26 protein-coding genes are annotated in these 22,795 nt (G+C 67.9%); 18 read left to right on the forward strand and 8 right to left on the reverse strand.

Going from position 1 to position 22,795, the window contains the following annotated elements; all coding sequences use genetic code 11:
* Window positions 1-31 precede the first annotated feature (31 nt).
* The 7 genes from AC1DQJ_RS02440 to AC1DQJ_RS02470 all read left to right on the forward strand — a co-directional run bounded on the left by AC1DQJ_RS02440 (window position 32) and on the right by AC1DQJ_RS02470 (window position 7,885).
* The gene (locus AC1DQJ_RS02440) at window positions 32-1,222 is read left to right on the forward strand and encodes a glycosyltransferase family 4 protein (RefSeq protein WP_477599914.1); all 1,191 of its coding nucleotides are present in this window, start codon (window positions 32-34) and stop codon (window positions 1,220-1,222) included.
* Window positions 1,222-2,196: a glycosyltransferase family 9 protein gene (locus AC1DQJ_RS02445; RefSeq protein WP_477599916.1), complete on the forward strand. Its 975-nt coding sequence runs from the start codon at window positions 1,222-1,224 to the stop codon at window positions 2,194-2,196. Before AC1DQJ_RS02440 ends, AC1DQJ_RS02445 begins: the two co-directional genes overlap by 1 nt.
* A gap of 114 nt (window positions 2,197-2,310) precedes the next feature.
* Complete coding sequence (gene infC / locus AC1DQJ_RS02450) at window positions 2,311-2,832, forward strand: translation initiation factor IF-3 (RefSeq protein WP_477599918.1); 522 nt, start codon at window positions 2,311-2,313, stop codon at window positions 2,830-2,832.
* Between the two features lie 150 nt (window positions 2,833-2,982).
* The gene (locus AC1DQJ_RS02455) at window positions 2,983-4,380 is read left to right on the forward strand and encodes a serine hydrolase domain-containing protein (RefSeq protein WP_477599920.1); all 1,398 of its coding nucleotides are present in this window, start codon (window positions 2,983-2,985) and stop codon (window positions 4,378-4,380) included.
* Window positions 4,381-4,467: 87 nt separating this feature from the next.
* The gene (locus AC1DQJ_RS02460) at window positions 4,468-5,709 is read left to right on the forward strand and encodes an MFS transporter (protein WP_477599922.1); all 1,242 of its coding nucleotides are present in this window, start codon (window positions 4,468-4,470) and stop codon (window positions 5,707-5,709) included.
* The gene (locus AC1DQJ_RS02465) at window positions 5,706-6,911 is read left to right on the forward strand and encodes an MFS transporter (RefSeq protein ID WP_477599924.1); all 1,206 of its coding nucleotides are present in this window, start codon (window positions 5,706-5,708) and stop codon (window positions 6,909-6,911) included. The genes AC1DQJ_RS02460 and AC1DQJ_RS02465 overlap by 4 nt, the downstream gene beginning before the upstream one ends.
* A 65-nt stretch (window positions 6,912-6,976) precedes the next feature.
* Window positions 6,977-7,885: an EamA family transporter gene (locus AC1DQJ_RS02470; protein ID WP_477599926.1), complete on the forward strand. Its 909-nt coding sequence runs from the start codon at window positions 6,977-6,979 to the stop codon at window positions 7,883-7,885.
* Window positions 7,886-7,889: 4 nt separating this feature from the next.
* On the opposite strand, the gene AC1DQJ_RS02475 is transcribed toward AC1DQJ_RS02470, so the two are convergent.
* Entirely contained in the window at window positions 7,890-8,600 is a 711-nt protein-coding gene (locus tag AC1DQJ_RS02475) for a DUF1345 domain-containing protein (RefSeq protein WP_477599928.1), read from the reverse strand.
* A 192-nt stretch (window positions 8,601-8,792) separates the two neighbouring features.
* On the opposite strand from AC1DQJ_RS02475, the gene rpmI reads away from it, so the two are divergent.
* The 4 genes from rpmI to pheT all read left to right on the forward strand — a co-directional run bounded on the left by rpmI (window position 8,793) and on the right by pheT (window position 13,117).
* Window positions 8,793-8,993: a 50S ribosomal protein L35 gene (rpmI, locus tag AC1DQJ_RS02480; RefSeq protein ID WP_293405330.1), complete on the forward strand. Its 201-nt coding sequence runs from the start codon at window positions 8,793-8,795 to the stop codon at window positions 8,991-8,993.
* A gap of 13 nt (window positions 8,994-9,006) precedes the next feature.
* A complete protein-coding gene (gene rplT, locus AC1DQJ_RS02485; RefSeq protein ID WP_477599930.1) occupies window positions 9,007-9,363 on the forward strand; it encodes a 50S ribosomal protein L20 in 357 nt (118 codons plus the stop codon).
* Window positions 9,364-9,481: 118 nt separating this feature from the next.
* Window positions 9,482-10,585 carry a phenylalanine--tRNA ligase subunit alpha gene (gene pheS, locus AC1DQJ_RS02490; protein WP_477599931.1) on the forward strand — a complete coding sequence of 368 codons (1,104 nt, stop codon included), beginning with the start codon at window positions 9,482-9,484 and terminating at the stop codon, window positions 10,583-10,585.
* 156 nt (window positions 10,586-10,741) lie between these two features.
* Window positions 10,742-13,117, forward strand: coding sequence for a phenylalanine--tRNA ligase subunit beta (gene pheT, locus AC1DQJ_RS02495; protein WP_477599933.1), 2,376 nt, complete (start codon window positions 10,742-10,744; stop codon window positions 13,115-13,117).
* Between the two features lie 34 nt (window positions 13,118-13,151).
* On the opposite strand, the gene AC1DQJ_RS02500 is transcribed toward pheT, so the two are convergent.
* Together AC1DQJ_RS02500 and AC1DQJ_RS02505 are read right to left on the reverse strand one after the other, a co-directional pair.
* A complete protein-coding gene (locus tag AC1DQJ_RS02500; protein ID WP_477599935.1) occupies window positions 13,152-13,907 on the reverse strand; it encodes an alpha/beta fold hydrolase in 756 nt (251 codons plus the stop codon).
* A 125-nt stretch (window positions 13,908-14,032) separates the two neighbouring features.
* Entirely contained in the window at window positions 14,033-14,686 is a 654-nt protein-coding gene (locus AC1DQJ_RS02505; RefSeq protein ID WP_477599936.1) for a DUF1134 domain-containing protein, read from the reverse strand.
* Between the two features lie 148 nt (window positions 14,687-14,834).
* On the opposite strand from AC1DQJ_RS02505, the gene lepA reads away from it, so the two are divergent.
* Window positions 14,835-16,640 carry a translation elongation factor 4 gene (gene lepA / locus AC1DQJ_RS02510; protein ID WP_477599938.1) on the forward strand — a complete coding sequence of 602 codons (1,806 nt, stop codon included), beginning with the start codon at window positions 14,835-14,837 and terminating at the stop codon, window positions 16,638-16,640.
* 12 nt (window positions 16,641-16,652) lie between these two features.
* Here the strand turns inward: lepA and AC1DQJ_RS02515 are convergent, their stop codons facing one another.
* The gene (locus AC1DQJ_RS02515; RefSeq protein WP_477599940.1) at window positions 16,653-17,021 is read right to left on the reverse strand and encodes a DUF2784 domain-containing protein; all 369 of its coding nucleotides are present in this window, start codon (window positions 17,019-17,021) and stop codon (window positions 16,653-16,655) included.
* A 177-nt stretch (window positions 17,022-17,198) separates the two neighbouring features.
* Here AC1DQJ_RS02515 and AC1DQJ_RS02520 point away from each other — a divergent pair, with 177 nt between their 5' ends.
* Window positions 17,199-17,336, forward strand: a complete 138-nt coding sequence (locus AC1DQJ_RS02520) for an entericidin A/B family lipoprotein (RefSeq protein ID WP_477599942.1) — start codon at window positions 17,199-17,201, stop codon at window positions 17,334-17,336.
* On the opposite strand, the gene AC1DQJ_RS02525 is transcribed toward AC1DQJ_RS02520, so the two are convergent.
* Window positions 17,333-17,494: a hypothetical protein gene (locus AC1DQJ_RS02525; RefSeq protein ID WP_477599944.1), complete on the reverse strand. Its 162-nt coding sequence runs from the start codon at window positions 17,492-17,494 to the stop codon at window positions 17,333-17,335. The genes AC1DQJ_RS02520 and AC1DQJ_RS02525 overlap by 4 nt on opposite strands.
* 125 nt (window positions 17,495-17,619) lie before the next feature.
* Between AC1DQJ_RS02525 and AC1DQJ_RS02530 the strand changes: the two genes are divergently transcribed.
* From AC1DQJ_RS02530 to AC1DQJ_RS02545, 4 genes are all read left to right on the forward strand, one after another.
* Complete coding sequence (locus tag AC1DQJ_RS02530) at window positions 17,620-18,000, forward strand: DUF983 domain-containing protein (RefSeq protein WP_477599945.1); 381 nt, start codon at window positions 17,620-17,622, stop codon at window positions 17,998-18,000.
* Window positions 18,001-18,081: 81 nt separating this feature from the next.
* The gene (locus tag AC1DQJ_RS02535) at window positions 18,082-18,240 is read left to right on the forward strand and encodes a DUF3309 family protein (protein ID WP_477599947.1); all 159 of its coding nucleotides are present in this window, start codon (window positions 18,082-18,084) and stop codon (window positions 18,238-18,240) included.
* Between the two features lie 73 nt (window positions 18,241-18,313).
* Window positions 18,314-19,648: an MFS transporter gene (locus AC1DQJ_RS02540; RefSeq protein WP_477599949.1), complete on the forward strand. Its 1,335-nt coding sequence runs from the start codon at window positions 18,314-18,316 to the stop codon at window positions 19,646-19,648.
* 1 nt (window position 19,649) lies between these two features.
* Entirely contained in the window at window positions 19,650-20,366 is a 717-nt protein-coding gene (locus AC1DQJ_RS02545; protein ID WP_477599951.1) for a DUF599 domain-containing protein, read from the forward strand.
* On the opposite strand, the gene AC1DQJ_RS02550 is transcribed toward AC1DQJ_RS02545, so the two are convergent.
* The 3 genes from AC1DQJ_RS02550 to msrA are packed head-to-tail and all read right to left on the reverse strand — an operon-like array spanning window position 20,363 to window position 21,692.
* Window positions 20,363-20,701, reverse strand: a complete 339-nt coding sequence (locus AC1DQJ_RS02550; protein ID WP_477599953.1) for an MmcQ/YjbR family DNA-binding protein — start codon at window positions 20,699-20,701, stop codon at window positions 20,363-20,365. The two genes, AC1DQJ_RS02545 and AC1DQJ_RS02550, sit on opposite strands and share 4 nt — an antisense overlap.
* A complete protein-coding gene (locus tag AC1DQJ_RS02555; RefSeq protein WP_477599955.1) occupies window positions 20,698-21,042 on the reverse strand; it encodes an MmcQ/YjbR family DNA-binding protein in 345 nt (114 codons plus the stop codon). The genes AC1DQJ_RS02550 and AC1DQJ_RS02555 overlap by 4 nt, the downstream gene beginning before the upstream one ends.
* A complete protein-coding gene (msrA, locus tag AC1DQJ_RS02560) occupies window positions 21,039-21,692 on the reverse strand; it encodes a peptide-methionine (S)-S-oxide reductase MsrA (protein WP_477599957.1) in 654 nt (217 codons plus the stop codon). Before msrA ends, AC1DQJ_RS02555 begins: the two co-directional genes overlap by 4 nt.
* A 138-nt stretch (window positions 21,693-21,830) precedes the next feature.
* Between msrA and AC1DQJ_RS02565 the strand changes: the two genes are divergently transcribed.
* Window positions 21,831-22,745, forward strand: a complete 915-nt coding sequence (locus AC1DQJ_RS02565) for a tetratricopeptide repeat protein (protein ID WP_477599959.1) — start codon at window positions 21,831-21,833, stop codon at window positions 22,743-22,745.
* Window positions 22,746-22,795 lie beyond the last annotated feature (50 nt).

The raw sequence follows: 22,795 nt of genomic DNA on the forward strand, positions 1-22,795 counted from the left end.
CGTCGGGCTTTACCAAACCGAGGCTTACGTTATGCAGAAGCCCGTGACGCTGCCCCCGGACTTCACCCTTTTGCAGGTCGTGCCCGAGCTAGAGACGGGCGGCGCCGAACAGACCACGATCGATGTGGCGCATGCGGTCGTGCGCGCCGGCGGCAAGGCGCTGGTCGCGACGCGCGGCGGACGCATGACGGCGCGGCTGGAAGCCGACGGCGGACGGCTGGCCCAGATGCCGGTGCAGACCAAGAACCCGCTGGTGATGCTCGGCAACGCCGCGCGGTTGGTCGACCTGATCCGGCGCGAGAAGGTCTCGATCGTCCACGCCCGCAGCCGGGCTCCGGCGTTTTCGGCCCTGTGGGCGGCGCAGTCGACCCGCACGCCGTTCGTGGCGACCTATCACGGCGTCTATAACGCCAAGAACAGCGTCAAACGCTGGTACAATGCGGTGATGACCCGCGGCGATCTGGTGATCGCCAACTCGGACTACACACGCGACCACGTGCTCAGCGAACACCACATCGACCCGGCCAAGATCGTCTCCATCCCGCGTGGCGTGGATCTGGAGCGGTTCAATCCGAGCTGGGTGACGCCTGAGCGGACGCAGGCGCTGCGCAGCGCCTGGGGCCTGGACGCCAAGGACCGGCGAGTGAAGCTGCTGCTGGCCGGGCGGCTGACGCGGATCAAGGGCCACCTGCTGATCGTCGAGGCGGCCCGGCGGATGCGCGAGCAGGGTGAGGACAATTTCGTGATCATCTTCGCCGGCGACGACCAGGGCCGCACCGGCTACCGCGAGGAGGTCGAGGGCGCGGTCGCCGCGGCCGGCCTGGCGGGCCAGGTGCTGGTGGTCGGCCATTGCGACGACATGCCGGCGGCCTATCAGATCTGCGACATCGCCATGCTGCCGACCACCAAGCCGGAGTCGTTCGGTCGCACGGCGGTGGAACCGCAGGTAATGGGCAAGCCGGTGCTGGCCTCCGACCACGGCGGCACCACGGAGACCGTGGTGCACGGCGAGACCGGCTGGCTGGTGGCCGTGGACGACGCCGACGCATGGGCCGGCGCGATGAGCAAGGCCATCAAGATGGGCCCGGCGCGGCTGGCCGCGATGGGCCAGGCGGCGGCCAATCGAGCCCGGCGCCTCTATTCGGTCGACGCCATGTGCGAGGCGACCCTAGACGCGTACGCTCGGGTGTTGGCGGCGCGCAATTCGGGGTTCAGCAACTGATGGCGCGCGAGATCAAGAAGATCCTGGTGATCAAGCTGTCGGCCCTGGGCGACTTCGTCCTGGCCCTGGCGGCGATGAAGAAGATCCGCGAGGCGCACAAGCGCGCGCACATCACCCTGCTGACCACTCCACCCTTCGAGAGCCTGGCCAAGGCCTGCCCCTATTTCAACGCGGTGGAGACCGACGGCCGGCCGCAGGGCCTGGGCGAGTGGCTGGCGCTGCGCAAACGGCTGAAGGCGGCGAAGTACGACCGGGTCTACGACCTGCAGACCTCGGCCCAGTCGGCGCGGCTCTTCCACCTGCTGACGCCGTTCCCGCCGGACTGGTCGGGCATCGCGGCCGGCTGCTCGCTACCGCACAAGAACCCTAACCGCAACCGCATGCACACGCTGGAGCGGCAGGCCGACCAGCTGAAGTTCGCCGGCATCTGGCCCGACGCCCCGACCGAGCCCGGCAGCGCGCCGGGGCCGGACCTGTCGTGGGTGACGCCCAAGCCGAGCCAGCTGCGCCCGGTGCCAGGCGGGGTGAAGCCGCGGCCCTACGCGCTGTTCGTGCCGGGCGGCTCGGCTCACCGGCTGGACAAGCGGTGGTCGGCCGAACGCTACGGCCAGCTTGGCAAAATCCTCTCCGAGCGCGGATACGACATCGTGATCATCGGCGGGCCGCAGGAGAGCGCTCTGGCTCGGCAGATCCAGCGCGAGGTCGGCCAGGCCCGCGACCTGACCGGCCGCACCGATTTCGCCAAGGTCGCGATGCTGGGGGCCAAGGCCGCCCTGGTGGTCGGCAACGACACCGGACCGCTGCACCTGGCGGCGGCGGCCGGCGCGCCGACCGTCGTGCTTTTCTCCAGCGCCTCGGACCCGCAACTGGCCGCGCCGCGCGGTCACGTGACCGTGCTGAGGTCAGGCAATCTGGCCGATCTTCCTGTGGCCGAGGTCCTACAGGCGGCGAACGCATTGTTGCCGCAGCAGTAGCGCCGCTTGATTGGGGGCATCGCCTTCGTCATATATGGCTGCCCGACCGGAGCCCCCAGCTGCCGGCCGCACCCGTTTCAACAGCTCTAGGAGCGAAAGCCTATTCGCCGCCCGATGCAGGCGCCGCCCGTCAAAGACGGACCGCGCATCAATGATGAAATCCGCGTCCCCAAAGTTCTGCTGATCGACCAGCACGGCGAGAAGCAGGGCGTGATGCCGACTTCGTCGGCCATGGAGGCCGCCGAGGAAGCTGGTCTCGACCTGGTCGAGATCGTGCCCAACGCTGATCCGCCCGTCTGCAAAATCCTGGACTACGGCAAGTTCAAGTTCCAGGAGCAGAAGAAGAAGAACGAAGCGCGCAAGCGCCAGAAGGTCGTCGAGATCAAGGAGATCAAACTCCGCCCGAACATCGACATTCACGACTACGACGTGAAGACCAAGGCGATGCATCGGTTCTTCGACGAAGGCGACAAGGTGAAGGTCACCCTGCGCTTCCGCGGTCGCGAACTGGCCCACCCGGAACTCGGCATGAAGCTGCTCCAGAAGGTCAAGGCCGACTTCGACGAAGTGGCCAAGGTCGAATACGAGCCGCGCATGGAAGGCCGCCAAATGATCATGATCCTGGCCCCGCGCTAGGGCATCTGATCCGGACACCGAAGACGGCGGGCCCTGGCCCGCCGTTTTTGTTTCCGGCGACTTCGTCGCCTCGCTGCGAAGCTTCATCTCAGGGGCGATGACCGGCAAAGCCGGAAGCGCTAGGCCTTGGGAGCCTTGACGGAGCTCCCCTTGCGCCTGATCCCGATCGCCCTTGCGGCCTGCCTCCTGTTTTCGAGCGGCGCCTTCGCCAGTCCGGCGGACGACCTCGTTCAAAGACAGATGGCGCGCAGCCATATTCCGGGCGCGGCGCTCGCGGTGGTCCGTGACGGGGAGATCATCAAGCTGCAGGGTTTCGGGACCGCCAGTCTCGAATGGGACGCCGCCGCCGACGCCGACACCGCCTTCCAGATCGCGTCGGCGACCAAGCTGTTCACCGGCATCGTCCTCATGCGGCTGGTGGAACGCGGCCAGATCCGCCTCGACGATCCGATCACCAAGTTCTTCCCGGATGCGCCCGAGAGCTGGGGGACGATCACCGTCGCTCATCTGGCGAACCACACCTCGGGCCTGCCCCAGGGGATCGAGGGGCCAAGGCCCACCGACCTGGCCCAGACCCTGGCCAGCGCCATGCGATCGCCGCTGCTGCACCCGCCGGGCGCCAAGTCGCAGTACGGCCTGACCGACTTCGTCGTCCTGCTGGCCATCCTCGAGAAGGTCTCAGGCCAATCCTTCCCGGCCCTGATCGACGCCGAGATCGTCAAGCCTCTGGGCCTGACCCGGACCAGCTTCAGCTTCGCGGCCAACAAGGGCCCGGCGCGCTGGTCGAAGGTCCTGCCGCACCGCGCGCCGGTCTACGCCTGGGAGGGCGGCGCCCAGCACGTCAGCGACGGGCTGTACCCGGAGATCACCTATGCCGCCGGCGGCCTGTTCTCGTCGGCCCGGGATCTGGCCAAGGTGTTCGCGGCTCTTGACCAGGGCCGGCTGCTGAAGCCCGAAAGCCTGCGCATTCTCGAAACCCCGCCGACCCTGACCGGGGGCGGCCGGGGCGGGTTCGGGGTCGGCTGGACCACCGGCCTGCTGCGCGGCGCGCCGGTGGTGGGCCACAGCGGCGGACCGGCCCTGGCCGACGTGCTGCGCGCCGAGGACCGCAAGCTGACCGTCATCGTGCTGACCAACCAGCAGCGGCTCTACCCCCTGCTCGCTCCCGCCGTGATGGCGCTGTACCTGCCGGCCGGGCAACAGGCCCCGGCGATCGCCGACACCCGTCCGGCGCTCACGGATCTCGCCCGTCGGACACTGGTCGCGGCGGCGGAGGGAAAATTCGACGCCGAGGTCTTCACCGCCGCCGGCGCCGAGGAAATGCGGCCGTTCTTCAATGAACTGCGCTCGATCATGCTGGACGCCATCGGCCCGATCCGCTCGATGGAGCTGGTCGCGGAGAAGTCCAGCGACGCGGGCGTCAACCGCAAGTATCGGATCGGCTTCGACGACCACCTGACGTACTGGACCCTCGAAGCCGATCGGGACGGCCATATCGCAAGCTTCGCCCCAACCAGCGAGTCCGACGACCTGAACCCGCCAGGGTGAGGCGTCGAAGTCGCACCGGCCGATCCGAACAACCAAGCGCCGAACTCGGGCTTGCGGCGCACGACGGGTCCGCTTAACAGCGTTCACATGTCAGTCGTCGCACCTCAAGGGGCGTCTCCGTCCCGATGGGCGGCGCCGTCGCTCATCGCCGTCATTTTCATCAACATGCTGGGCTTCGGGATCATCGTCCCGCTGCTGCCCTTCTATGCGAAGTCGTTCAACGCCCCCGGCTGGCAGATCGGCGTGATCTTCGCGGCCTATTCCGTGGGCGCCTTCTTCGGCGAGCCCTTCTGGGGCCGCCTGTCGGACAAGTACGGCCGCAAACCGCTGCTGATTTCGACGATCACCGGCAACTGCCTCTGCTATCTGGCCCTGGCCTTCGCCCCCAATATCTGGATCGCGTTCCTGATCCGCCTGGTCGGCGGCCTGGCCGCCGGAAACGGGGCCGTGGTGCAGGGATATCTTGCCGACGTCACGCCGCCGGAGAAGCGCGCGCGCCAGATGTCGTACCAGAGCGCGGCCTGGAACGTCGGCCTGATCGTCGGCCCGTCCGTCGGCGGGCTGTTTGTCCATACGGGGGCCGGCCCGACCGGCTTCCGCATCCCGCTGTTCATCGCCTCGGGCCTGGCCCTGCTCTGCGTCATCGCGATCATGCTGTTCATCCGCGAGAGCCGCATACGCGACACCAGCATCACCGATCGCCCGAGCCGCTGGTCGGCCATCGGCGAGGCGGTCAGCCATCCGGTGATCGGCCGCCTGATGCTGCTGACCTTCCTGGTCGGCTTCGCGTTCACCGGAATGGAAGCGATGTTCGGCCCCTGGGCCAACGCCCGCTTCGGCTGGGAGCCCCGCGACATCGGGATCTGCTTCGCCTTCGTCGGCGTGTCGGCCTTCCTCACCCAGACCCTGGTCACCGGCAACATGTCGGAACGGTTCGGCGAAGGTCCGATGCTCGCCGTCGGCATGGCCATGACCGTGGTCGGCGCTGCGCTGCAGACCGTCTCCACCGGCGGCCCGATGACCATCGCGCTGATGTGCTTCACCGCCGTCGGCCAGTCCGTGGCCTTCCCCAATGTGGGGGCGCTGATCTCGCGCACCGCCGATCCGCATAAGCAGGGCCAGATCCTGGGATTGAACAACGCTTGCGGCGCCGCGGCCCGGGTCGTCGGCCCCATCACGGCCGGCTTCGTCTTTGAGCACGTGCTCAACGGCCCCTTCATCATCGGCGCATTGGTGGTGGCGCCGGCGATCTTCCTGGCCCTATCGGCGGGCCGGCGAGCCAAGGCCCACCTGCAGGCGCAACAAGTAGAGCAGGCCGAACAGCCATGAGCCCGGCCACGCCACCGCCCGCGGGCGATCGGCGGGCTCTCATCGTGCTGCTGTCGGTGATCTTCCTGAACATCGCCGGGTTCGGCCTGGTCATCCCGTTGCTGCCGTTCTTCGGCAAGTCGCTGGACGCGCCCGCCTGGCAGATCGCCATCCTGTTCTCGGCCTTCTCGTTCGGTCAGTTCCTGGGCGAGCCGTTCTGGGGCCGGATGTCGGACCGCACCGGCCGCCGCCCGGTGCTGATGATCACCATCGCGGGCGGCGCCCTGGCCTATGTGGCCCTGGCTTTCGCGCCGAACATCTGGCTGGCCTTCCTGGCCCGGTTCGTGGGCGGCTTCCTGTCGGGCAACATCTCGACCCTGCAGGGCAGCCTCGCCGACATCACCAAGCCGGAAGAACGCGCGGCCAAGATGGGGTTGATGGGGTCGGCCTTCTCGCTGGGCTTCATGATCGGCCCGGCGATCGGCGGCCTGCTGGCTCGCCCTGAGCTCGGCCGCTTTGGCTTCCAGATCCCGCTGTTCGCCGCCGCCGCCTTCGGTCTGATGTCGGCGCTGTCGGTCATGATGTTCGTGCGCGAGAGCCGGCCCGAGCGAAAGACCGGGCCGCGCCTGGGTCAGGTTGAGGTGCTGAAACTGGCCCTGGCCCACCCGATCATCATGCGGGTGATGTTCATCAGCTTCATCACCGTGGCCGGGTTCGCCGGCATCGAGGCGACCTACGGCCTATGGACCGAGTATCGGTTCGGCTGGGGTCCGCGGCAGATCGGCTTCGCCTTCATGGCCATCGGGGTGCTGGGCGCCTATTGCCAGGGCGTGGTCACCGGCTCGCTGGTGCGCCGCCATGGCGAGGCGCGGGTGCTCACCGCCGGCCTGGCCGCGATGTGGATCGGCATGATCTTCCAGTTCGCCTCGCCCACCTGGCACGTGGCCATGGTCGGATTCGCCTTCGTCTGCTTCGGCCAGTCGATCTGTTTCCCCTGCCTGACCGCCCTGATCTCGCAGGCGACGCCGCCGGACCGTCAGGGCGAGACCCTGGGCCTCAACATGTCGAACATGGCGCTGGCGCGGATCGGCGGACCGATCTTCGCGGGCCAGATGTTCTCGCTGGTCAATCCGGGCGCGGCCTTCGTGGTCACCGCGATCCTGATCATCCCGGCGACCTACATGGCGCTGCAGATCCGCAAGCGGATGCCGCGCCCGGCCTGAGCGCCAGGGCCGCATAATCGCGATATGCCTCCAATCGCGGCGCGGTTTTCAGTAGCGTGCCGGCCATGTCCACTACCAACACCCCACAGGCTGGCGGCCTGCGCGCGCTGATCCCCTACGCCGCCCTGATCGGGGCTATCGTCTCACTGTGCGTCGGCACCTCGTTCGCCAAGCAGCTGTTCCCGTTGGTTGGCGCGCAGGGCGCCACGGCATATCGGGTCGGCTTTTCGGCCCTGCTGCTCTGCCTGATCTGGCGGCCCTGGCGCGCTTGGCCGCAGACGCAGGACCTGGCGCGGCTGGCGATGTACGGGGCGGTGCTGGGCCTGATGAACCTCAGCTTCTACATGGCGATCCGGACCATCCCGCTGGGCCTGGCCATCGCCATCGAATTCATGGGGCCGCTGTCGCTGGCCCTGGTCCATTCGCGCCGGCCCATCCATTTCCTCTGGATCGCGCTGGCGGCGCTCGGCCTCTACCTGCTGCTGCCGCTGCGGGACGCGAGCCACGCCCTCGACCCAGTCGGGGTCGGCTTTGCGGCGGCGGCCGCGGTGTTCTGGGCGCTCTACATCGTGCTGGGCAAGCGCACCGGCCACCTGCCGGCCGGGCAATCGGTGGCGCTGGGCATGAGCACGGCGGCGCTGATCGTGGTTCCCATCGGCCTCTTCGAAGCCGGGACGACGCTGTTCGATCCGGCCATTCTCGGCCTGGGTCTGGTGGTGGCGGTCGTCTCGAGCGCCATACCCTACTCGCTGGAGATGATCGCCCTGCGCGGCATTCCCAAGCGCAGCTTCGGGGTGATGCTGAGTCTGGAGCCGGCGGCGGGCGCGGTCGCCGGGTTGCTGATCCTAGGCGAACACTTGGCCGGCCTGCAGTGGCTGGCCATCGGCCTGGTCATCGCCGCCTCGGTCGGCACTATCCTGACCGACCCCGCCGCCACCAGCGAGCTGGCCGGGGAGGGCGCAGTCGCCCCCTAGGCCGTCAGAACAAGCCGGCCAGCAGGTTGATCGTCAGCGCCAGCACCACTGTGTTGAAGGTGAAGGCGACGACGCCGTGCACCGTGCCGATGCGGCGCAGCGGCTTGGACGTGAACTCGATGTCCGCGGTCTGGCAGGCGACGCCGATGACGATCGAGAAGTGCAGGAAGTCCCAGTAGTCGGGTTCCTCGCCGCCGGGGAACTTGAGCCCCTCGGCGTCCCGGGGCGTGTCGCCGTCCGGGGCGTAGTACTCGTGCGCATAGTGCAGGGCGAAGATCAGCTGCACCATGAACCAGGACAGGGCGACCGTCGCGAACACCAGGATGACCCGCAGGGCCTTGATCAGGCCGGCGTCGTGCTGGGCGGCCGAGAGCTCCTTGGCGATCACCCAGATGCTGGCCGCCGCGGCGGCGATGACCAGGCTGAGAATCACGGTCTGGCCCTGGTCCTGGGTGGCGGCGACGGCGCGCATGCGGGCCGAATTCGCGCCCCACATCATGGCCACGGTCAGGGCGATGAAGGTGACGCAGTTGGCGTCCCAGGCCAGGATCGCCGAGGTGACCAGGCTGAGATGGTTGGGCGTGAAGAGGCAGAGCAACCAGACCGCGACACCGGCCGCGCCGCCAAGCAGCAGCCGCGGACGGGCGACGAAGGTCCCGAGCAGGCGACGGCGGCGAGCCTGGCCGGAGCCGGGCGGTGCGGGCTTGGCGGTCATCGGACCCCTCGTTCCAGACCGGAGCAAACTCTATAGCGCAGCAGGCGCCGAGTCGCCGCAGGCGGACTCAAAGCCTTGCCTTCCCTCACCCTTTCGCGTAAACGCCCCGCTCTTCGGAGTCGTCTGGCCAAAGGCATGCCAGGGCGATTCATCAATACACCAGAGGACGGGGTCGCGAGGCTCCGCAGAGAAATGCCGAAGTTGAAGACCAAATCGGGCGTGAAGAAGCGCTTCAAACTGACTGCGTCTGGCAAGCTGAAGGCCGGCGTCGCTGGCAAGCGCCACCGCCTGATCAGCCACAGCGCGAAGTACATCCGTCAGAACCGTGGCACCAAGGTGATGAGCGAAGCTGACACGAAGATCGTCAAGCTTTGGCTCCCCTACGGCCTTTAAGGAGAACTGACACATGGCTCGCGTGAAACGGGGCGTTGTCGCCCACGCCAAGCACAAGAAGGTTCTCGAGCAAGCCAAGGGCTTCTACGGGCGCCGCAAGAACACCATCCGCGCCGCCAAGGCGGCCGTGGACCGCGCCGGACAGTACGCCTACCGCGACCGCAAGGTCCGCAAGCGCAACTTCCGCTCGCTCTGGATCCAGCGCATCAACGCCGCTGCGCGTCTGGAAGGCTTCACCTACTCGCAGTTTATCTTCGGCCTTGATAAGGCCGGGATCGAGATCGACCGCAAAGTCCTGTCGGACATCGCGGGCGCCGATCCGGTTGGCTTCAAGGCCATCGCCGACAAGGTTCGCGCCGCGCTGGCTTGAGGCCATTTGAGTCCAACGACTCACTGAGCATTCGAGAAGCCCTCCGGTGTGAACCGCCGGAGGGCTTTTTGCTGTCTCCGCTTCCCGCGCCCCGTCCGTTCCCTTAGACGAGCCCGTCATGACCGCCCAACTCGAAGCTGAAATCCTCGCCGCCGTCGACGGCGCGAGCGACGCCGCCGCCCTAGAGGCCGTGCGCGTCTCCGCCCTCGGCAAGTCCGGCTCCATTTCCGAGCTGCTGAAGTCGCTCGGCTCCATGAGCCCGGACGAGCGCCGTGAGCGCGGCCCGCAGATCAACGGCCTGCGCGATCGCGTCCAGAGCGCCATCGTCGCCCGCAAGCAGGTGCTGGAAGCCGCCGAGCTCGACGCCAAGCTGGCGGCCGAGCGCGTCGACCTGTCCCTGCCCGCGCCGCCGCGCCGCAAGGGCAGCGTCCACCCGACCATGCAGGTCATGGACGAGATGATCGCCGTCTTCGCGCAAATGGGCTTTTCGGTCGCCGAAGGCCCTGACATCGAGACCGACTTCAACAACTTCACCGCCCTGAACTTCCCCGAGAAGCATCCGGCGCGGGAGATGCACGACACCTTCTTCCTGCCCGAGGACGAGCACGGCGAGCGCAAGGTGCTGCGCACCCACACCAGCCCGGTGCAGGTGCGGGTGATGCATCAGGTCAACGAGAAGCTGCCGTCCTGGATCGCCAACGGTCAGGAGCCGCCGATCCGCGTGATCGTGCCGGGCCGGACCTTCCGCAAGGACTCAGACCAGACCCACACGCCGATGTTCCACCAGATCGAAGGCCTGGTGATCGACAAGGCCATCCACATGGGCCACCTGAAGTGGACGCTGGAGACCTTCCTGGCGCGCTATTTCGAGACGCCCGAAGTGGTCACCCGCTTCCGGCCGCACCACTTCCCGTTCACCGAGCCGAGCGCCGAGATGGACGTGCAGTGCGACCGCTCCGGCGGCGAGGTGAAGATCGGCCAAGGGACCGACTGGCTGGAGATTCTCGGCTGCGGGATGGTCCACCCGAACGTGCTGCGCAATTGCGGGCTCGATCCGGACGTCTGGCAGGGCTTCGCCTTTGGCTGCGGCGTCGACCGCCTGGGGGTGCTGAAGTACGGCATGCCCGACCTGCGCGACATGTTCGCCAGCGACGTCCGCTGGCTGCAGCACTACGGCTTCAGCCCCTACGCCACGCCGAACCCGGCCACGGGGCTCTCCTGAGCCTCACCGATCAGATGCTCCCCCTCTGGGGGAGCTGTCCGCGAAGCGGACTGAGGGGGACTTTGATCCCAGCCGTCGCTGCCCCCCTCGGTCATTCGTCGCTTCGCTCCGAACGCCACCTCCCCCAATGGGGGAGGATCTAGAGAGACGCACTCGATGAAGTTCACCCTCTCCTGGTTGAAAGACCACCTCGACACCGAAGCGACGACCCAGCAGGTCGTGGACGCCATGACCATGGCCGGCCTGGAGGTCGAGCATGTCGACGATCCGGCGACGAAGCTGGCCGCCTTCTCGGTGGCCAAGATCGTCGCGGCCGTGCAGCACCCGAACGCCGACCGCCTGCGCGTCTGCCAGGTCGACACCCGCGACGGGCGCAAGGAAATCGTCTGCGGCGCGCCGAACGCTCGGGCCGGGATCACCGTGGTCTACGCCCCGATCGGCGCCTATGTGCCGGGCCTGGGCGTGACCCTGGTCGAGAAGCCGGTGCGCGGCGTCGTCTCGCACGGCATGCTGTGCTCGGCCTCCGAGCTCGAGACCGCGGCGGAGTCGGACGGCATCATGGAGTTGCCGGACGACCTGGCCGTCGGCACGCCGGTGGCTCAGGCGCTTGGCCTGGAAGCCGTGATCGACTTCGAAGTGACGCCGAACCGTCCTGACTGGCTGGGCGTGGTCGGCATCGCCCGCGACCTGGCGGCCGCCGGCCTCGGGACGCTGAAGGACGTCGGCGTCAAGCCGGTGGCCGGTCAGTTCGCCAATCCCGTCGAGATCCGCCTGGACGGCTCGAACGGCTGTCGGCAGTTCGCCGGTCGGCTGATCCGCGGCGTCAAGAATGGCCCCTCGCCGGCCTGGCTGCAGCAGAAGCTGACCTCGATCGGCCTGCGCCCCATCAACGCCCTGGTCGATGTCACCAACCTGATCTCCTACGACCGTGCGCGGCCGCTGCACGTCTATGATCTCAGCAAGCTGAGCGGCGGCTTCGTCGAGGCCCGCGCCGGCAAGGACGGCGAGAGCGTCGAGGCGCTGGACGGCAAGACCTACGCCGTGAGCCCCGAGATCACCGTCATCGCCGATGGTTCGGGCCCGATCGGCCTGGGCGGCGTGATGGGCGGGCTCTCGACCGGCTGCTCGGACGAGACCACCGACGTGTTCGTGGAAAGCGCCTGGTTCGACCCGATCCGCATCGCCCAGACGGGCCGTTCGACGGGCGTCACCTCGGACGCGCAGTACCGCTTCGCGCGCGGCGTCGATCCCGAGAGCCTGGTTCCCGGTCTAGAGCTGGCCACCAAGCTGATCCTGGAGCTGTGCGGCGGCGAGCCGTCGGAAATCTCGATGGTCGGCGAGGCCCTGCCCCGGCCGTCGCCGATCGCCTTTGACCGCGGCTATGTCCGACAGCTGTCGGGCCTGGAGCTGCAGCCGCAGCGGATCGACGACATCCTGCGCGACCTGGGCTTTGGCCTGGACGGCGAGATGGTGCAGCCGCCCTCGTGGCGCCGCGACGTCGAGGGCAAAGCCGACCTGGTGGAAGAGGTGGCGCGGATCGAGGGCTACGACGCCCTGCCCGCCCTGCCGCTGCCCGAACTGCCCCCGGCCGCCGGCGGCGTGCTGACCGTGCGCCAAGGCCGGATGCGGGCCGGACGCCGCGCCATGGCCGCCAAGGGCTATGCCGAGGCCATCACCTGGAGCTTCACCAAGCGTGACACCGCGCGCCTGTTCGGCGGTGGACAGGACAGCCTGGTGATCACCAATCCGATCGCCTCGGACCTGGACTGCATGCGCCCCTCGATCCTGCCGGGCCTGATCGAGGCGGCCGGCCGCAACGCGCGGCGCGGCTTCCCCGACGTGGCGCTGTTCGAGATCGGCCCGCTCTACGCCGGCGACCAGCCGGCCGACCAGACCACGGCGATCGCCGCCGTCGTCGCCCCGCATCCGCCGCGGCGGTGGGACGGCGCCTCGGCCGACCCGCTGTTCGAGCTGAAGGCCGACCTTATGTCGCTGTTGGACGACCTGGGCGCGCCGACCGGCTCGCTGCAGGTGGTGCAGGGCGGACTGTCCGACTGGTGGCATCCCGGCCGCTCGGCCGCGCTGCGGCTGGGCAAACAGACCCTGGTCGAGTTCGGCGAGATCCATCCGCGCATCCTCAAGGCGTTGGACGTCGAGGGACCGATCGTCGGCTTCGAACTGGTGCTGGACGCCATTCCCGAGCCGAAGAAGAAGGCGACCAAGACCAAACCGGCGCTCGCGCTCTCGCCCCTGATGCCGCTCAGCCGCGACTTCGCCTTCGTGGTCGACGAGCAGGCGGCCGCCAGCGACCTGCTCAAGGCCGTGGCCGGCGCCGACAAGGCGCTGATCACCCAGGCGCGGGTGTTCGACGTCTATCGCGGAACCGGCGTGCCGGAGGGCTCGAAGTCGGTGGCGGTGGAGATCCTGCTGCAGCCGCGGGAGAAGACCCTGACCGACGCCGAGATCGAGGCCCTGTCGGCCAAGGTCGTCGCCGCCGCCGAGAAAGCCGTGAGCGCCAAGCTCCGCGCCTAGGGCTAAGGGCCTCTCCGACCAGGAGGGGCCCTTGCTAGGCCCTGGCGAGCTCGTCGAGGATGATCTCGCGGCAGACGTCCGGGGCCTGGCCCATTACGTCGTGGCCGCAGCCCTCGAGCACCTTCAGCCGCACATTCGGATAGGCGGCCAGCAAGGCATGGTCGGCTTCGTCCATCAGCGATGGGGCGGGACCGCTATCGCGCACCGGCGCCAAGGGCGCGTCCCCGCAGACGATCATGGCCGGCGCCTTGAGTCGGTCGAGTAGACCGCCATAACTGCGATTCTCGGCCAGCGCCCCGTCGCGCCAGCCCAGGGTGTCGAACAGGAAGTCGGCGTTGGCGGTCGCTGCGCCGTTGATCTGCACGAGCGCCGATTCGATCGGCCACTGCTTGGCGGTGCTGAAGTAGGGGTCAAAGGCGACGCAGGCGTAGCCTCTGGCGTTGAGCGCCAGGGCCAGGACGCCGCCGAGACCGGCGCCGGCGACGAGCACCCGCCGACCGGGGAGCATGACCTTCAGGCTCTGCTCGTAGGCGTCCACGATCTGCTCCCAGCCCCGGACGGCCAGCGGCGGCGCAGTCCCGTGCCCGGGCAGCGCCGACAGCAGGAGCTCGGCTTCGGGCTCGAGCCGGCCGAACCAGTCGGCAAGCTGGCCCGCCGAACTCAGCACCTCATGGATCAGCACGACGGCCGATTTGCTGCGTTCCTGGAGTTCCGGACGGGCGGCGAAGACCAGCTTGTCGCCGGTCGGCGTCACGCAACTGATCCACTTGGTCTCGCTGACCGGCCTCATCCCGTCCCCCGACGCATGACGGCCGGAGCGCTACCCAGGCGGCGGCCGCAGTGCTCTGTCGTCTCGAAGCAGAGCCTCAGGAAAACGCTACGGCTGATTCCGTCGAAAGCCCAAGGGCGCGCGCGCTAAAACGGCAGGGTGCGACGCTGACGACTGAAGCCGAGATAGCCCACGTTCGCGCCCAGCCGCACCCCAACCCCGGCCCGGATGGGGGCCAGCGTGATGTCGTCGGTGCGCAGGTAGTTCACGCCGAGGCCGGCGACCAGGTAGGCCGAGCCTTCGACCCCCGGGAAGCGCTGGAAGATCACTTCCGGATACTGGAGATTGTAGCAGAGCGCGAAGACGCGGCTGGCGTTGCCGCCGAAGTCCCAGCCCACCGACGGCCCTTGCCAGAAGACTTCGATCGGCTCGCGGTTCTTCATGTAGAGCAGGCCGCGGCCGTAGCGCGCGCCGCCGACAAAGGCGCCCGACGCCTCTTCGCCGGCAATGTAGGCGGTGGGACGGCCATTGTCCTGGAAGCCGCGCTCGATGGCGCCGCCCGCCGCCTCGGCGGTCACGCCGAGGAAGTCAGAGACGTTGTTGACCAGTTCCTCGCGGCTGTAGGTCTCTGCCTGGCCGGTCGGATAGCTGGGATTTGCGGTGGCGCTCGGCGAAGGCGGCGGCAGCGAGTTGTTCGCCGCAGGCGAACCGGGCGGCGGAACCGCCGTCGGCTGAGCCGTTGCACAACCCGCGGCGCCCAGAGTGGCCAAGCCAGAAACGATCAGCGTACGGCGGTCCATCGGTCGTAATTTTCCTCGAAGCTCGAACAAGCCTCACATCCCCAGAGGACATGAATGCGGCGACCAGGCTTAACGGGCGATTAACCATGAAGTCGCAGGCAGACGGCCTACTCGCGATCTTCGCTGAATGTGCTAGACGCGGGACGCAATGACGACGCCCCTCTCCCACATCCGCAATTTCTCGATCGTGGCCCACATCGACCACGGCAAATCGACCCTGTCCGACCGGCTCATCCAGGAGACCGGCGCGCTGACCAAGCGCGAGATGACGGAGCAGGTGCTGGACAACATGGAGATCGAACGCGAACGCGGGATCACCATCAAGGCCCAGACCGTGCGCCTGGAGTACAAGGCCAAGGATGGGGAGACCTACATCCTCAACCTGATGGACACCCCCGGCCACGTCGACTTCGCCTATGAGGTCAGCCGCTCGCTGGCTGCCTGCGAAGGCTCGATCCTGGTCGTGGACTCCTCACAAGGCGTCGAAGCCCAGACCCTGGCCAACGTCTACCAGGCGATCGACAACAACCACGAGATCGTCCCGGTCCTCAACAAGATCGACCTGCCCGCAGCCGAACCGGACCGGGTGCGTCAGCAGATCGAGGACGTCATCGGCATCGACGCATCGGAAGCCGTGCTCTGCTCGGCCAAGACCGGCGAAGGCATCGCCGACGTGCTGGAAGCCGTGGTCGCCCGCCTGCCCGCCCCCAAGGGCGACCGTGACGCGCCGCTGAAGGCGCTGCTGGTCGACGCCTGGTATGACCCCTATCTCGGCGTCGTGGTCCTGGTGCGCGTGCTGGACGGCGTCCTGCGCTCGGGCATGAAGGTGCGGATGATGAACGCCGGCGCCACCCACCAGGTGGACAAGATCGGCGTCTTCCGTCCGAAGCAGACCGAGGTGGCCGAACTCGGCCCCGGCGAGATCGGCTACATCACCGCCCAGATCAAGCAGGTCGCCGACGCCGCAGTCGGCGACACCATCACCGAGGAAAAGCGCCAGACCGAGACCGCGCTGACCGGCTTCCGCGTCGCCCAGTCGGTGGTGTTCTGCGGGCTGTTCCCGGTCGACGCCGCCGATTTCGAGGACCTGCGCGCCGCGATCGGCCGCCTGCGCCTGAACGACGCCTCGTTCACCTACGAGATGGAGACCAGCGCCGCGCTCGGCTTCGGCTTCCGCTGCGGGTTCCTCGGCCTGCTGCACCTGGAGATCATCCAGGAGCGCCTGAGCCGTGAGTTCGACCTCGACCTGATCGCGACCGCGCCCAGCGTCGTCTACAAGATCCACATGACCGACGGCAGCGAGATCGAGCTGCACAATCCGGCGGACATGCCCGATCCGGTGAAGATCGATTCGATCAGCGAGCCGTGGATCAAGGCGACGATCCTGACGCCGGACGAGTACCTGGGCTCGGTCATCAAGCTCTGCCAGGACCGCCGCGGCGAGCAGCGTGAGCTGAGCTATGTCGGCTCGCGCGCCCTGGTGGTCTATGACCTGCCACTGAACGAGGTGGTGTTCGACTTCTACGACCGGCTGAAGAGCGTTTCGAAGGGCTACGCGTCGTTCGATTACGCCATCGAGGGCTACCGTGTCGGCGACCTGGTGAAGATGTCGATCCTGGTCAATTCCGAGCCGGTGGACGCGCTGTCGATGCTGGTTCACCGCGACCGGGCCGAGACCCGCGGCCGCGGCATGGTCGAGAAGATGAAGGACCTGATCAGTCCGCACCAGTTCCAGATCCCGCTGCAAGCGGCGATCGGCGGCCGGATCGTGGCCCGCGAGACCATCCGCGCCCTGCGCAAGGACGTGACGGCCAAGTGCTATGGCGGCGACATGAGCCGCAAGCGCAAGCTGCTGGACAAGCAGAAGGCCGGCAAGAAGCGGATGCGCCAGTTCGGCAAGGTCGAGATCCCGCAGGAAGCCTTCATCGCCGCCCTGAAGATGGACGCCGACTAGAGCATCTGACTGTCACGCCCTAGCCGGCGGCACGAACCGCCAGAGCGCCAGCACGTAGGCGAACACCACGACATAGGCCGCGGTGAAGACCCACATCGGCAGCGGCCAGTAGATCAGGCCGTTGATCACGCGCACGATCAGCGGCGCCTGCGTCTGCGCGCCCGACAGCTGGTCCTGCCAGAGGGTCAGGAAGCAGGCCCGGCCGAGCAGCGCCTGGGCCGCGACCACCGCCAGCGACGCCAGGTGCAGCGCCCTCCACCAGCGCACACGCACGAAGCCCCAACCGCGCCAGGCGCCCAGCGGTATGGCGACCAGACCGAACAAGTTGAAGCCGATGACCGCCAGGTGCGCGGCCAGGACGGCGATCTGCATCATGTCCATGACCTGAGACTAGATCGCCGGTGCGTCGCCGGAGCGCGTTTTCTCGCAAAGGCCGCGTGCGTCGCATGGCCGCCCGGCCGGTTCTGCCGCGCTGGATTGATCCGCGCCCCGCTTAGCGCCTAAAAAGCGCCCTGAAGCTTAGCCATCAGGCGGGCTGACCAATCGGGGAGCGTCACCATGCGCAAGATCGTCGTCCTGGCCGCCGTTGCTGCGGCCCTCCTGGTTTCCGCCTGCAACACCGTCGAAGGCCTCGGCCGCGACGTCCAAGCCGCCGGGACCGCCGTGACCGGCGCCGCCTCCGACGCCAAGCGCTAGGCGTCTTCTTCGCGGGAGGCTTCCTCGGCGATCTTCGCCTTGTCCTCCGGCGTCACGATGGCCGGGTTCGCCTCGCGAGAGGCGTCCTCGGCCGGGGTCGTTGGCCCCGTATGCCCGTGCGGCGTCTTCTGGTGCGGGGTGGGATGTTCGTCGCTCATCGGCGTACCTCTGACCTCCTGAAAGCATATGCCGCTTCATGCGTTCCGCGGGCCTGTGGCGGCAGGCCATCTTTTCGCGGCGCGACGTCAGGCGCATAGCTGCGCGCACTCCTCGGAGGCGTACCATGTTCATGCAATCCATGCTCCGCGGCCTGAAGGGCCGCTGCCCCGCCTGCGGCGAGGGCAAGCTGTTCTGGCGCTACCTGAAGGTGGAGCCCCGCTGCGGCGTCTGCGACCATGACCTGGCAAGGTATCCGGCCGACGACGGTCCGGCCTATTTCACGATCCTGATCGTCGGCCACCTGCTCGTGGCGCCGCTGCTGCTGTTCCCGATCATCTGGCAGGCCCCGGTCTGGATCGTGGTGCCGGCGACCTTGATCCCGCTGGCCATCGCCACGCTGGTGCTGCTCCCGGTGGTGAAGGGCTGGTTCATCGGCCTGCTCCACGCCCTGGGCATGCGCAACACCGACGCCGCGATCCACACCGCAGACGTTTCCGACCGCTAGCAGCAAGCGGAACCGCACTCAGCGCTGATCGTTCGTCTTCCCTAAGCCGGTCATCGACTGGCGGACGGAGGAACAGTCGCCATGAGTATCGGACTCATACTGCTCATCGTACTGGTGATCCTGCTGATCGGCGCGCTGCCGACCTGGGGACACTCGCGCAGCTGGGGTTATTTTCCTTCCGGAGGCCTCGGCCTGGTCCTGGTCATCATCCTGATCTTGGTGCTGATGGGACGCATCTAGCAGATCGGAAGCGGTTCCCGTTTCGCCCCGGCGCCTCTAGCATTGCGCCGTAGCGTGATCCGGGGGGACCAGTATGACCGCAGAGGAAACGGGCGTCGAAGCCCTGGCGCCGGAGGCTGCCCTTCGGCCCGGGCTCTCCCCGATCCAGCGATTGCGGGCGATCCTGGGCGGATCGGCGGGCAATCTGGTCGAGTGGTACGACTGGTTCGCCTACTCGTCCTTCACCCTCTACTTCGCCAAGCACTTCTTCCCGGACGGCGACGAGACCACTCGCCTGCTGCAGGCGGCGTCGGTGTTCGCGCTCGGCTTCTTCGCCCGTCCGCTGGGCGCCTGGGTCATGGGCCTTTACGCCGACCGCGCGGGGCGCAAGGCGGCGCTGACCCTGGCGGTCTCGATGATGTGCGTCGGATCGCTGATCATCGCCGTCACGCCCACCTATACGACCATCGGCACGGCCGCCCCGGTCGTCCTGCTGCTGGCCCGGCTGCTGCAGGGCCTGTCAGTCGGCGGCGAGTACGGCGCCAGCGCCACCTACATGTCGGAAATGGCCAGCCGAGCCCGGCGCGGCTTCTGGTCCAGCTTCCAGTACGTGACCCTCATCATGGGCCAGCTGCTGGCGCTGGGGGTGCTGATCCTGCTGCAGAACGTGATGGACAAGGCCGCGCTCGAAGCCTGGGGCTGGCGCATTCCGTTCTTCATCGGGGCGGTGCTGGCCGTGGTCGTGTTCTGGATCCGCAGCCGGCTGGACGAGAGTCCCTCGTTCGAGGCCGCAAAGCTGTCGGGCGCGCCGCGCGCCACGACCATGCTGCTGTTCATGAAACACCCGCGCGAGAGCGTGATCATCTTCTGCCTGACCGCGGCGGGCTCGCTCGCCTTCTACGCCTACACGACCTACATGCAGAAGTTCCTGGTCAACACCTCGGGCTTCGACAAGAATCAGGCGACGACCATCACGGCCGCGGCGCTGTTCATCTTCATGTGCTGCCAGCCGCTGTTCGGCTACCTCTCCGACCTGATCGGCCGCCATCGCTCGATCGCCATCGCCTTCGGCCTCGGCGCGGCCCTGACCTATCCGGTGATGACGGCGATCGCCGGCGCGAGCAACGCCTGGACGGCGTTCGGGCTGATGACCCTGCTGCTGGTGGTGCTGTCCGGCTACACGGCGGTCAGCGCCATCGTGAAGGCCGAGCTCTTCCCGGCCCACATCCGCGCTCTGGGCGTCGCCCTGCCCTACGCCATCGCCAACGCGCTGTTCGGCGGCACGGCCGAGGCCGTCGCCCTGTGGTTCAAGAAGCAGGGCATGGAGAGCGGCGCGTTCGTGTATGTCGCCGTGATCATGGGCGTGGCGTTTGTCGTCGCCCTGCGCATGCGCGACACCAATCGCGAAAGCCTGATCGCCGAGGACTGACGTGAACTTCCTGAACGCCCTGTCAGCGGCCGACTTCGCCGCCATCGCCTTCTTCGCGATCGCCTGGCTGGCCTATGAGCCGCTGCTCAAGGCGGCGGCCGGCGGCAAGCGGCTGATCAACACCGACATGACGGTGATCCGGGCCTCCTGGATGCGGACCATGGCCAGTCGCGACAACCGCTTCATGGACGGGCAGTTGCTCGGCCATACGCTGAACTCCGCCTCGTTCTTCGCCTCGTCCAACCTGATCCTGATCGCTGGCGCCGCCAGCGTGCTGTTTGGCGGCGAGGGCGCGTTCCGCAGCGCCTCCAGCCTGATGGTGCTGAAGACGTCGTCGCGGCTGCTGTTCGAGGCGCAGATCGCTCTGGTGCTGATCACCCTGGCGCGCGGACTGCTGGATTTCATCTGGGCCATTCGGCAGATGAACTACTGTCTGGCGGTGATCGGGGCGACGCCCGACAACGACGACGTCGAGTTCCAGCGCAACTATGCCGACGCGGCCGCCCGGCTGCTGAATCCGGCGCTGTCGTCGTTCAATCGCGGCATCCGCGGCTACTACTTCGCCCTCGCCGCGGCGGCCTGGCTATTTGGCCCGGCGGCCTTCGCCCTGGTCACCCTTTCGGTCCTGGCCTTGCTGGCGTCACGCCAGCGCGGCTCGCCGTCGGCCCGGGCGATCAGCGACGCGCGTCGCATTCTCGAGTCTCGGAAGGACACCTAGAGCCCGAGCTCGGTCCGCGCCTTGCGGGTCAGCTTGGCCGCGATCAGTTGGTGCGAGCTCTCCAGCCATCCGCTCGCCTCGTCGATGCCCACCTCGTCCAGGTCGACGATCACCCAGTGCCCCTTGGCCAGATAAGGCGCCTGACGGCCCGGCCCGCCCTCGTCGGTCAGCACCGCGAAGCCGATCTCGCTGACCTTGAAGGAGAGGCCGCCACGCAGGCCGCAGATGGCGAACACCTTGTCGCCGACCTTGTAGACGTCCGAGCCGCCCCACTGGACGATCTTCGTCACCGCCGGCAGGGCGAACGCGGCGGCCTCGACCTCCTCGCGGGTCATGCCAGGCCGATCTCCGCGCGCTGCTTCTTGGTCAGCTTGGCGGCGACCAACTCGTGCGAGGTCTTCAGCCAATCGGCGACCTCGGCGGCGTCGAGCGCCGCCAGATCGTCGAACATCACCCACTTGGCGCGGGCCATGTAGGGCGCGGGGCGGGCGCGGCCGGACTCGGTCAGCGCCTCGAAGGCGATGTCGGTCACCTTGAACGAGCAGTTGGTGTAGCCGCCGTTTGTGCCGGCGAACATCTTGCCGCCGACCTTGTAGATGCAGTCGTCGCCCCACTGGACGTCCATCGTCGCTCCCAGCAGGGCTCGGGCGGCGGCGTCGAACTCCTCGCGGGTCATGCGCTGACGCCGACCCCGATCGGGCAGGTCACGCCGGTGCCGCCGATCCCGCAGTAGCCGGCGGGATTCTTGGCCAGGTACTGCTGGTGATAGTCCTCGGCGAAGTAGAACTCCGGCGCCTCGGCGATCTCGGTGGTCACCGGGCCAAAGCCCTGGTTTGAGAGCGCCAGCTGATAGGACTGCAGCGAGGCGGCCGCGGCGGCGGCCTGGGCGTCGTTGTGGACATAGATGCCCGAGCGGTACTGGGTGCCGATGTCGTTGCCCTGGCGCATGCCCTGGGTCGGGTCGTGGTTCTCCCAGAACACCTTCAGCAGGTCCTCATAGGTGACGGCCCGCGGGTCGAACACCACGCGCGCCACCTCAGCGTGGCCTGTACCGCCGCTGCAAACTTCCTCGTAGGTCGGGTTCGGGGAGATCCCGTTCTGGTAGCCGACGGCCGTCACCCAGACGCCCGGGACCTGCCAGAACTTGCGCTCGACGCCCCAGAAACAGCCCATGGCGAAGTCGGCGATCTCCAGCCCCTCGGGATAGGGGCCCTTCAGCGGCCGGCCATTGATGAAGTGGGCCTCGGCCGTCGGCAGCGGCGTCGCGCGGCCCGGCAGAGCGGTGTCGATGGTGGGAAGGTCGAGGGACTTCTTGGCGAAAAGCATGGCGCGCCCAATGGTGGAAATTCGTCGGCGAAGATAGGACCCGCGAGCCGCGATTGCACGCGCTCTCCAGCTTCGCATCCCGCTGACATAACAGCGTTTTCGTGGGATACTTGAGTCAAAGGCAGGGAGAAGCCGCCGATGGGCAAGTTTCGACAGGTCCTGATGGCCGCGATCGTCGTCAGCTTCACAGGCGCAGGGGTCAGTCTGGCGGCCGGAAGCGGCGGAGGCAGCACCGACATGCCGTCCGCCTCGGGTCCCTCCTACGATCCTGCGGCCGAGTACATGAAGGGCGTCGCGGCCCTGAACGCTCAGAACTACAGGGACGCCGAGCGGTCCCTGTCGCACGTGGTCGACGCCGCTCCGAAGAACGCCGAGGCCTGGCGGCTGCTAGGCATGGCCAATGCCGGCCAGAACGACCTGAAGGGCGCGCGCAAGGCCTATGACCACGCCGTCAAGCTCGACCCCGACAACATCCAGGGCCGCCAGGGCCTGGGCGTGGTGCTCGGCGGGCTGAAGGACGCCAAGGCGCAGGAACAACTCGACTGGCTGAAGGCGCGCAGCGCCGGCTGCGGGAGCTGCGCCGACGCCGCGGCGCTGAAATCGGCGACCGACGCGGTGGAGGCGGCGATGGGCGCCGCGCCGGCGGCGGCGCTCAGCGGGCCGATGATCCTGGCTGGCCCACAGGCTGGAGACGGGGCCTATCTGAAGGCCGTCAGCCTAATCAACGAGCACCGCTATGACGAGGCGCTGGTCTCACTGGACAAGGCGCGCGAGGCGTTCGGCCCGCACCCCGACGTCCTGACCTACCAGGGCTATGTCTGGCGCAAGAAGGGCCAGTTCGACCGCGCCGAAGCCTATTACCGCCAAGCCCTGGCCGTGGCCCCGACCCACAAGGGCGCCAGCGAATACTATGGCGAGCTGAAGGTGGAGCGCGGCGACATGGCCGGCGCCAAGGCCCTGCTCGCCCGTCTGGACCAGACCTGCGCCTATGGCTGCGCCGAGGCCGAGGAACTGCGGCGTTGGATCGAAGTCGGCGGCGATCCGGCGCTCTAGGCGCCGCCCTCGTCGTTGGCCTCGCCAGCCTCGCCGCCGCGCAGGCGCCC

The sequence above is a fragment of the Phenylobacterium sp. P4_E10 genome, from assembly GCF_056401675.1.

Excerpts from the sequence above, each read along its gene's own strand:
- AC1DQJ_RS02440 (WP_477599914.1), top strand. The coding sequence starts at position 32 with ATGCAGAAGCCCGTGACGCTGCCCCCGGACTTCACCCTTTTGCAGGTC.
- AC1DQJ_RS02445 (WP_477599916.1), top strand. The coding sequence starts at position 1,222 with ATGGCGCGCGAGATCAAGAAGATCCTGGTGATCAAGCTGTCGGCCCTG.
- infC (WP_477599918.1), top strand. The coding sequence starts at position 2,311 with ATGCAGGCGCCGCCCGTCAAAGACGGACCGCGCATCAATGATGAAATC.
- AC1DQJ_RS02460 (WP_477599922.1), top strand. The coding sequence starts at position 4,468 with ATGTCAGTCGTCGCACCTCAAGGGGCGTCTCCGTCCCGATGGGCGGCG.
- AC1DQJ_RS02465 (WP_477599924.1), top strand. The coding sequence starts at position 5,706 with ATGAGCCCGGCCACGCCACCGCCCGCGGGCGATCGGCGGGCTCTCATC.
- AC1DQJ_RS02470 (WP_477599926.1), top strand. The coding sequence starts at position 6,977 with ATGTCCACTACCAACACCCCACAGGCTGGCGGCCTGCGCGCGCTGATC.
- AC1DQJ_RS02475 (WP_477599928.1), bottom strand. The coding sequence starts at position 8,600 with ATGACCGCCAAGCCCGCACCGCCCGGCTCCGGCCAGGCTCGCCGCCGT.
- rpmI (WP_293405330.1), top strand. The coding sequence starts at position 8,793 with ATGCCGAAGTTGAAGACCAAATCGGGCGTGAAGAAGCGCTTCAAACTG.
- rplT (WP_477599930.1), top strand. The coding sequence starts at position 9,007 with ATGGCTCGCGTGAAACGGGGCGTTGTCGCCCACGCCAAGCACAAGAAG.
- pheS (WP_477599931.1), top strand. The coding sequence starts at position 9,482 with ATGACCGCCCAACTCGAAGCTGAAATCCTCGCCGCCGTCGACGGCGCG.
- pheT (WP_477599933.1), top strand. The coding sequence starts at position 10,742 with ATGAAGTTCACCCTCTCCTGGTTGAAAGACCACCTCGACACCGAAGCG.
- AC1DQJ_RS02500 (WP_477599935.1), bottom strand. The coding sequence starts at position 13,907 with ATGAGGCCGGTCAGCGAGACCAAGTGGATCAGTTGCGTGACGCCGACC.
- AC1DQJ_RS02505 (WP_477599936.1), bottom strand. The coding sequence starts at position 14,686 with ATGGACCGCCGTACGCTGATCGTTTCTGGCTTGGCCACTCTGGGCGCC.
- lepA (WP_477599938.1), top strand. The coding sequence starts at position 14,835 with ATGACGACGCCCCTCTCCCACATCCGCAATTTCTCGATCGTGGCCCAC.
- AC1DQJ_RS02515 (WP_477599940.1), bottom strand. The coding sequence starts at position 17,021 with ATGGACATGATGCAGATCGCCGTCCTGGCCGCGCACCTGGCGGTCATC.
- AC1DQJ_RS02520 (WP_477599942.1), top strand. The coding sequence starts at position 17,199 with ATGCGCAAGATCGTCGTCCTGGCCGCCGTTGCTGCGGCCCTCCTGGTT.
- AC1DQJ_RS02525 (WP_477599944.1), bottom strand. The coding sequence starts at position 17,494 with ATGAGCGACGAACATCCCACCCCGCACCAGAAGACGCCGCACGGGCAT.
- AC1DQJ_RS02530 (WP_477599945.1), top strand. The coding sequence starts at position 17,620 with ATGTTCATGCAATCCATGCTCCGCGGCCTGAAGGGCCGCTGCCCCGCC.
- AC1DQJ_RS02535 (WP_477599947.1), top strand. The coding sequence starts at position 18,082 with ATGAGTATCGGACTCATACTGCTCATCGTACTGGTGATCCTGCTGATC.
- AC1DQJ_RS02540 (WP_477599949.1), top strand. The coding sequence starts at position 18,314 with ATGACCGCAGAGGAAACGGGCGTCGAAGCCCTGGCGCCGGAGGCTGCC.
- AC1DQJ_RS02550 (WP_477599953.1), bottom strand. The coding sequence starts at position 20,701 with ATGACCCGCGAGGAGGTCGAGGCCGCCGCGTTCGCCCTGCCGGCGGTG.
- AC1DQJ_RS02555 (WP_477599955.1), bottom strand. The coding sequence starts at position 21,042 with ATGACCCGCGAGGAGTTCGACGCCGCCGCCCGAGCCCTGCTGGGAGCG.
- msrA (WP_477599957.1), bottom strand. The coding sequence starts at position 21,692 with ATGCTTTTCGCCAAGAAGTCCCTCGACCTTCCCACCATCGACACCGCT.
- AC1DQJ_RS02565 (WP_477599959.1), top strand. The coding sequence starts at position 21,831 with ATGGGCAAGTTTCGACAGGTCCTGATGGCCGCGATCGTCGTCAGCTTC.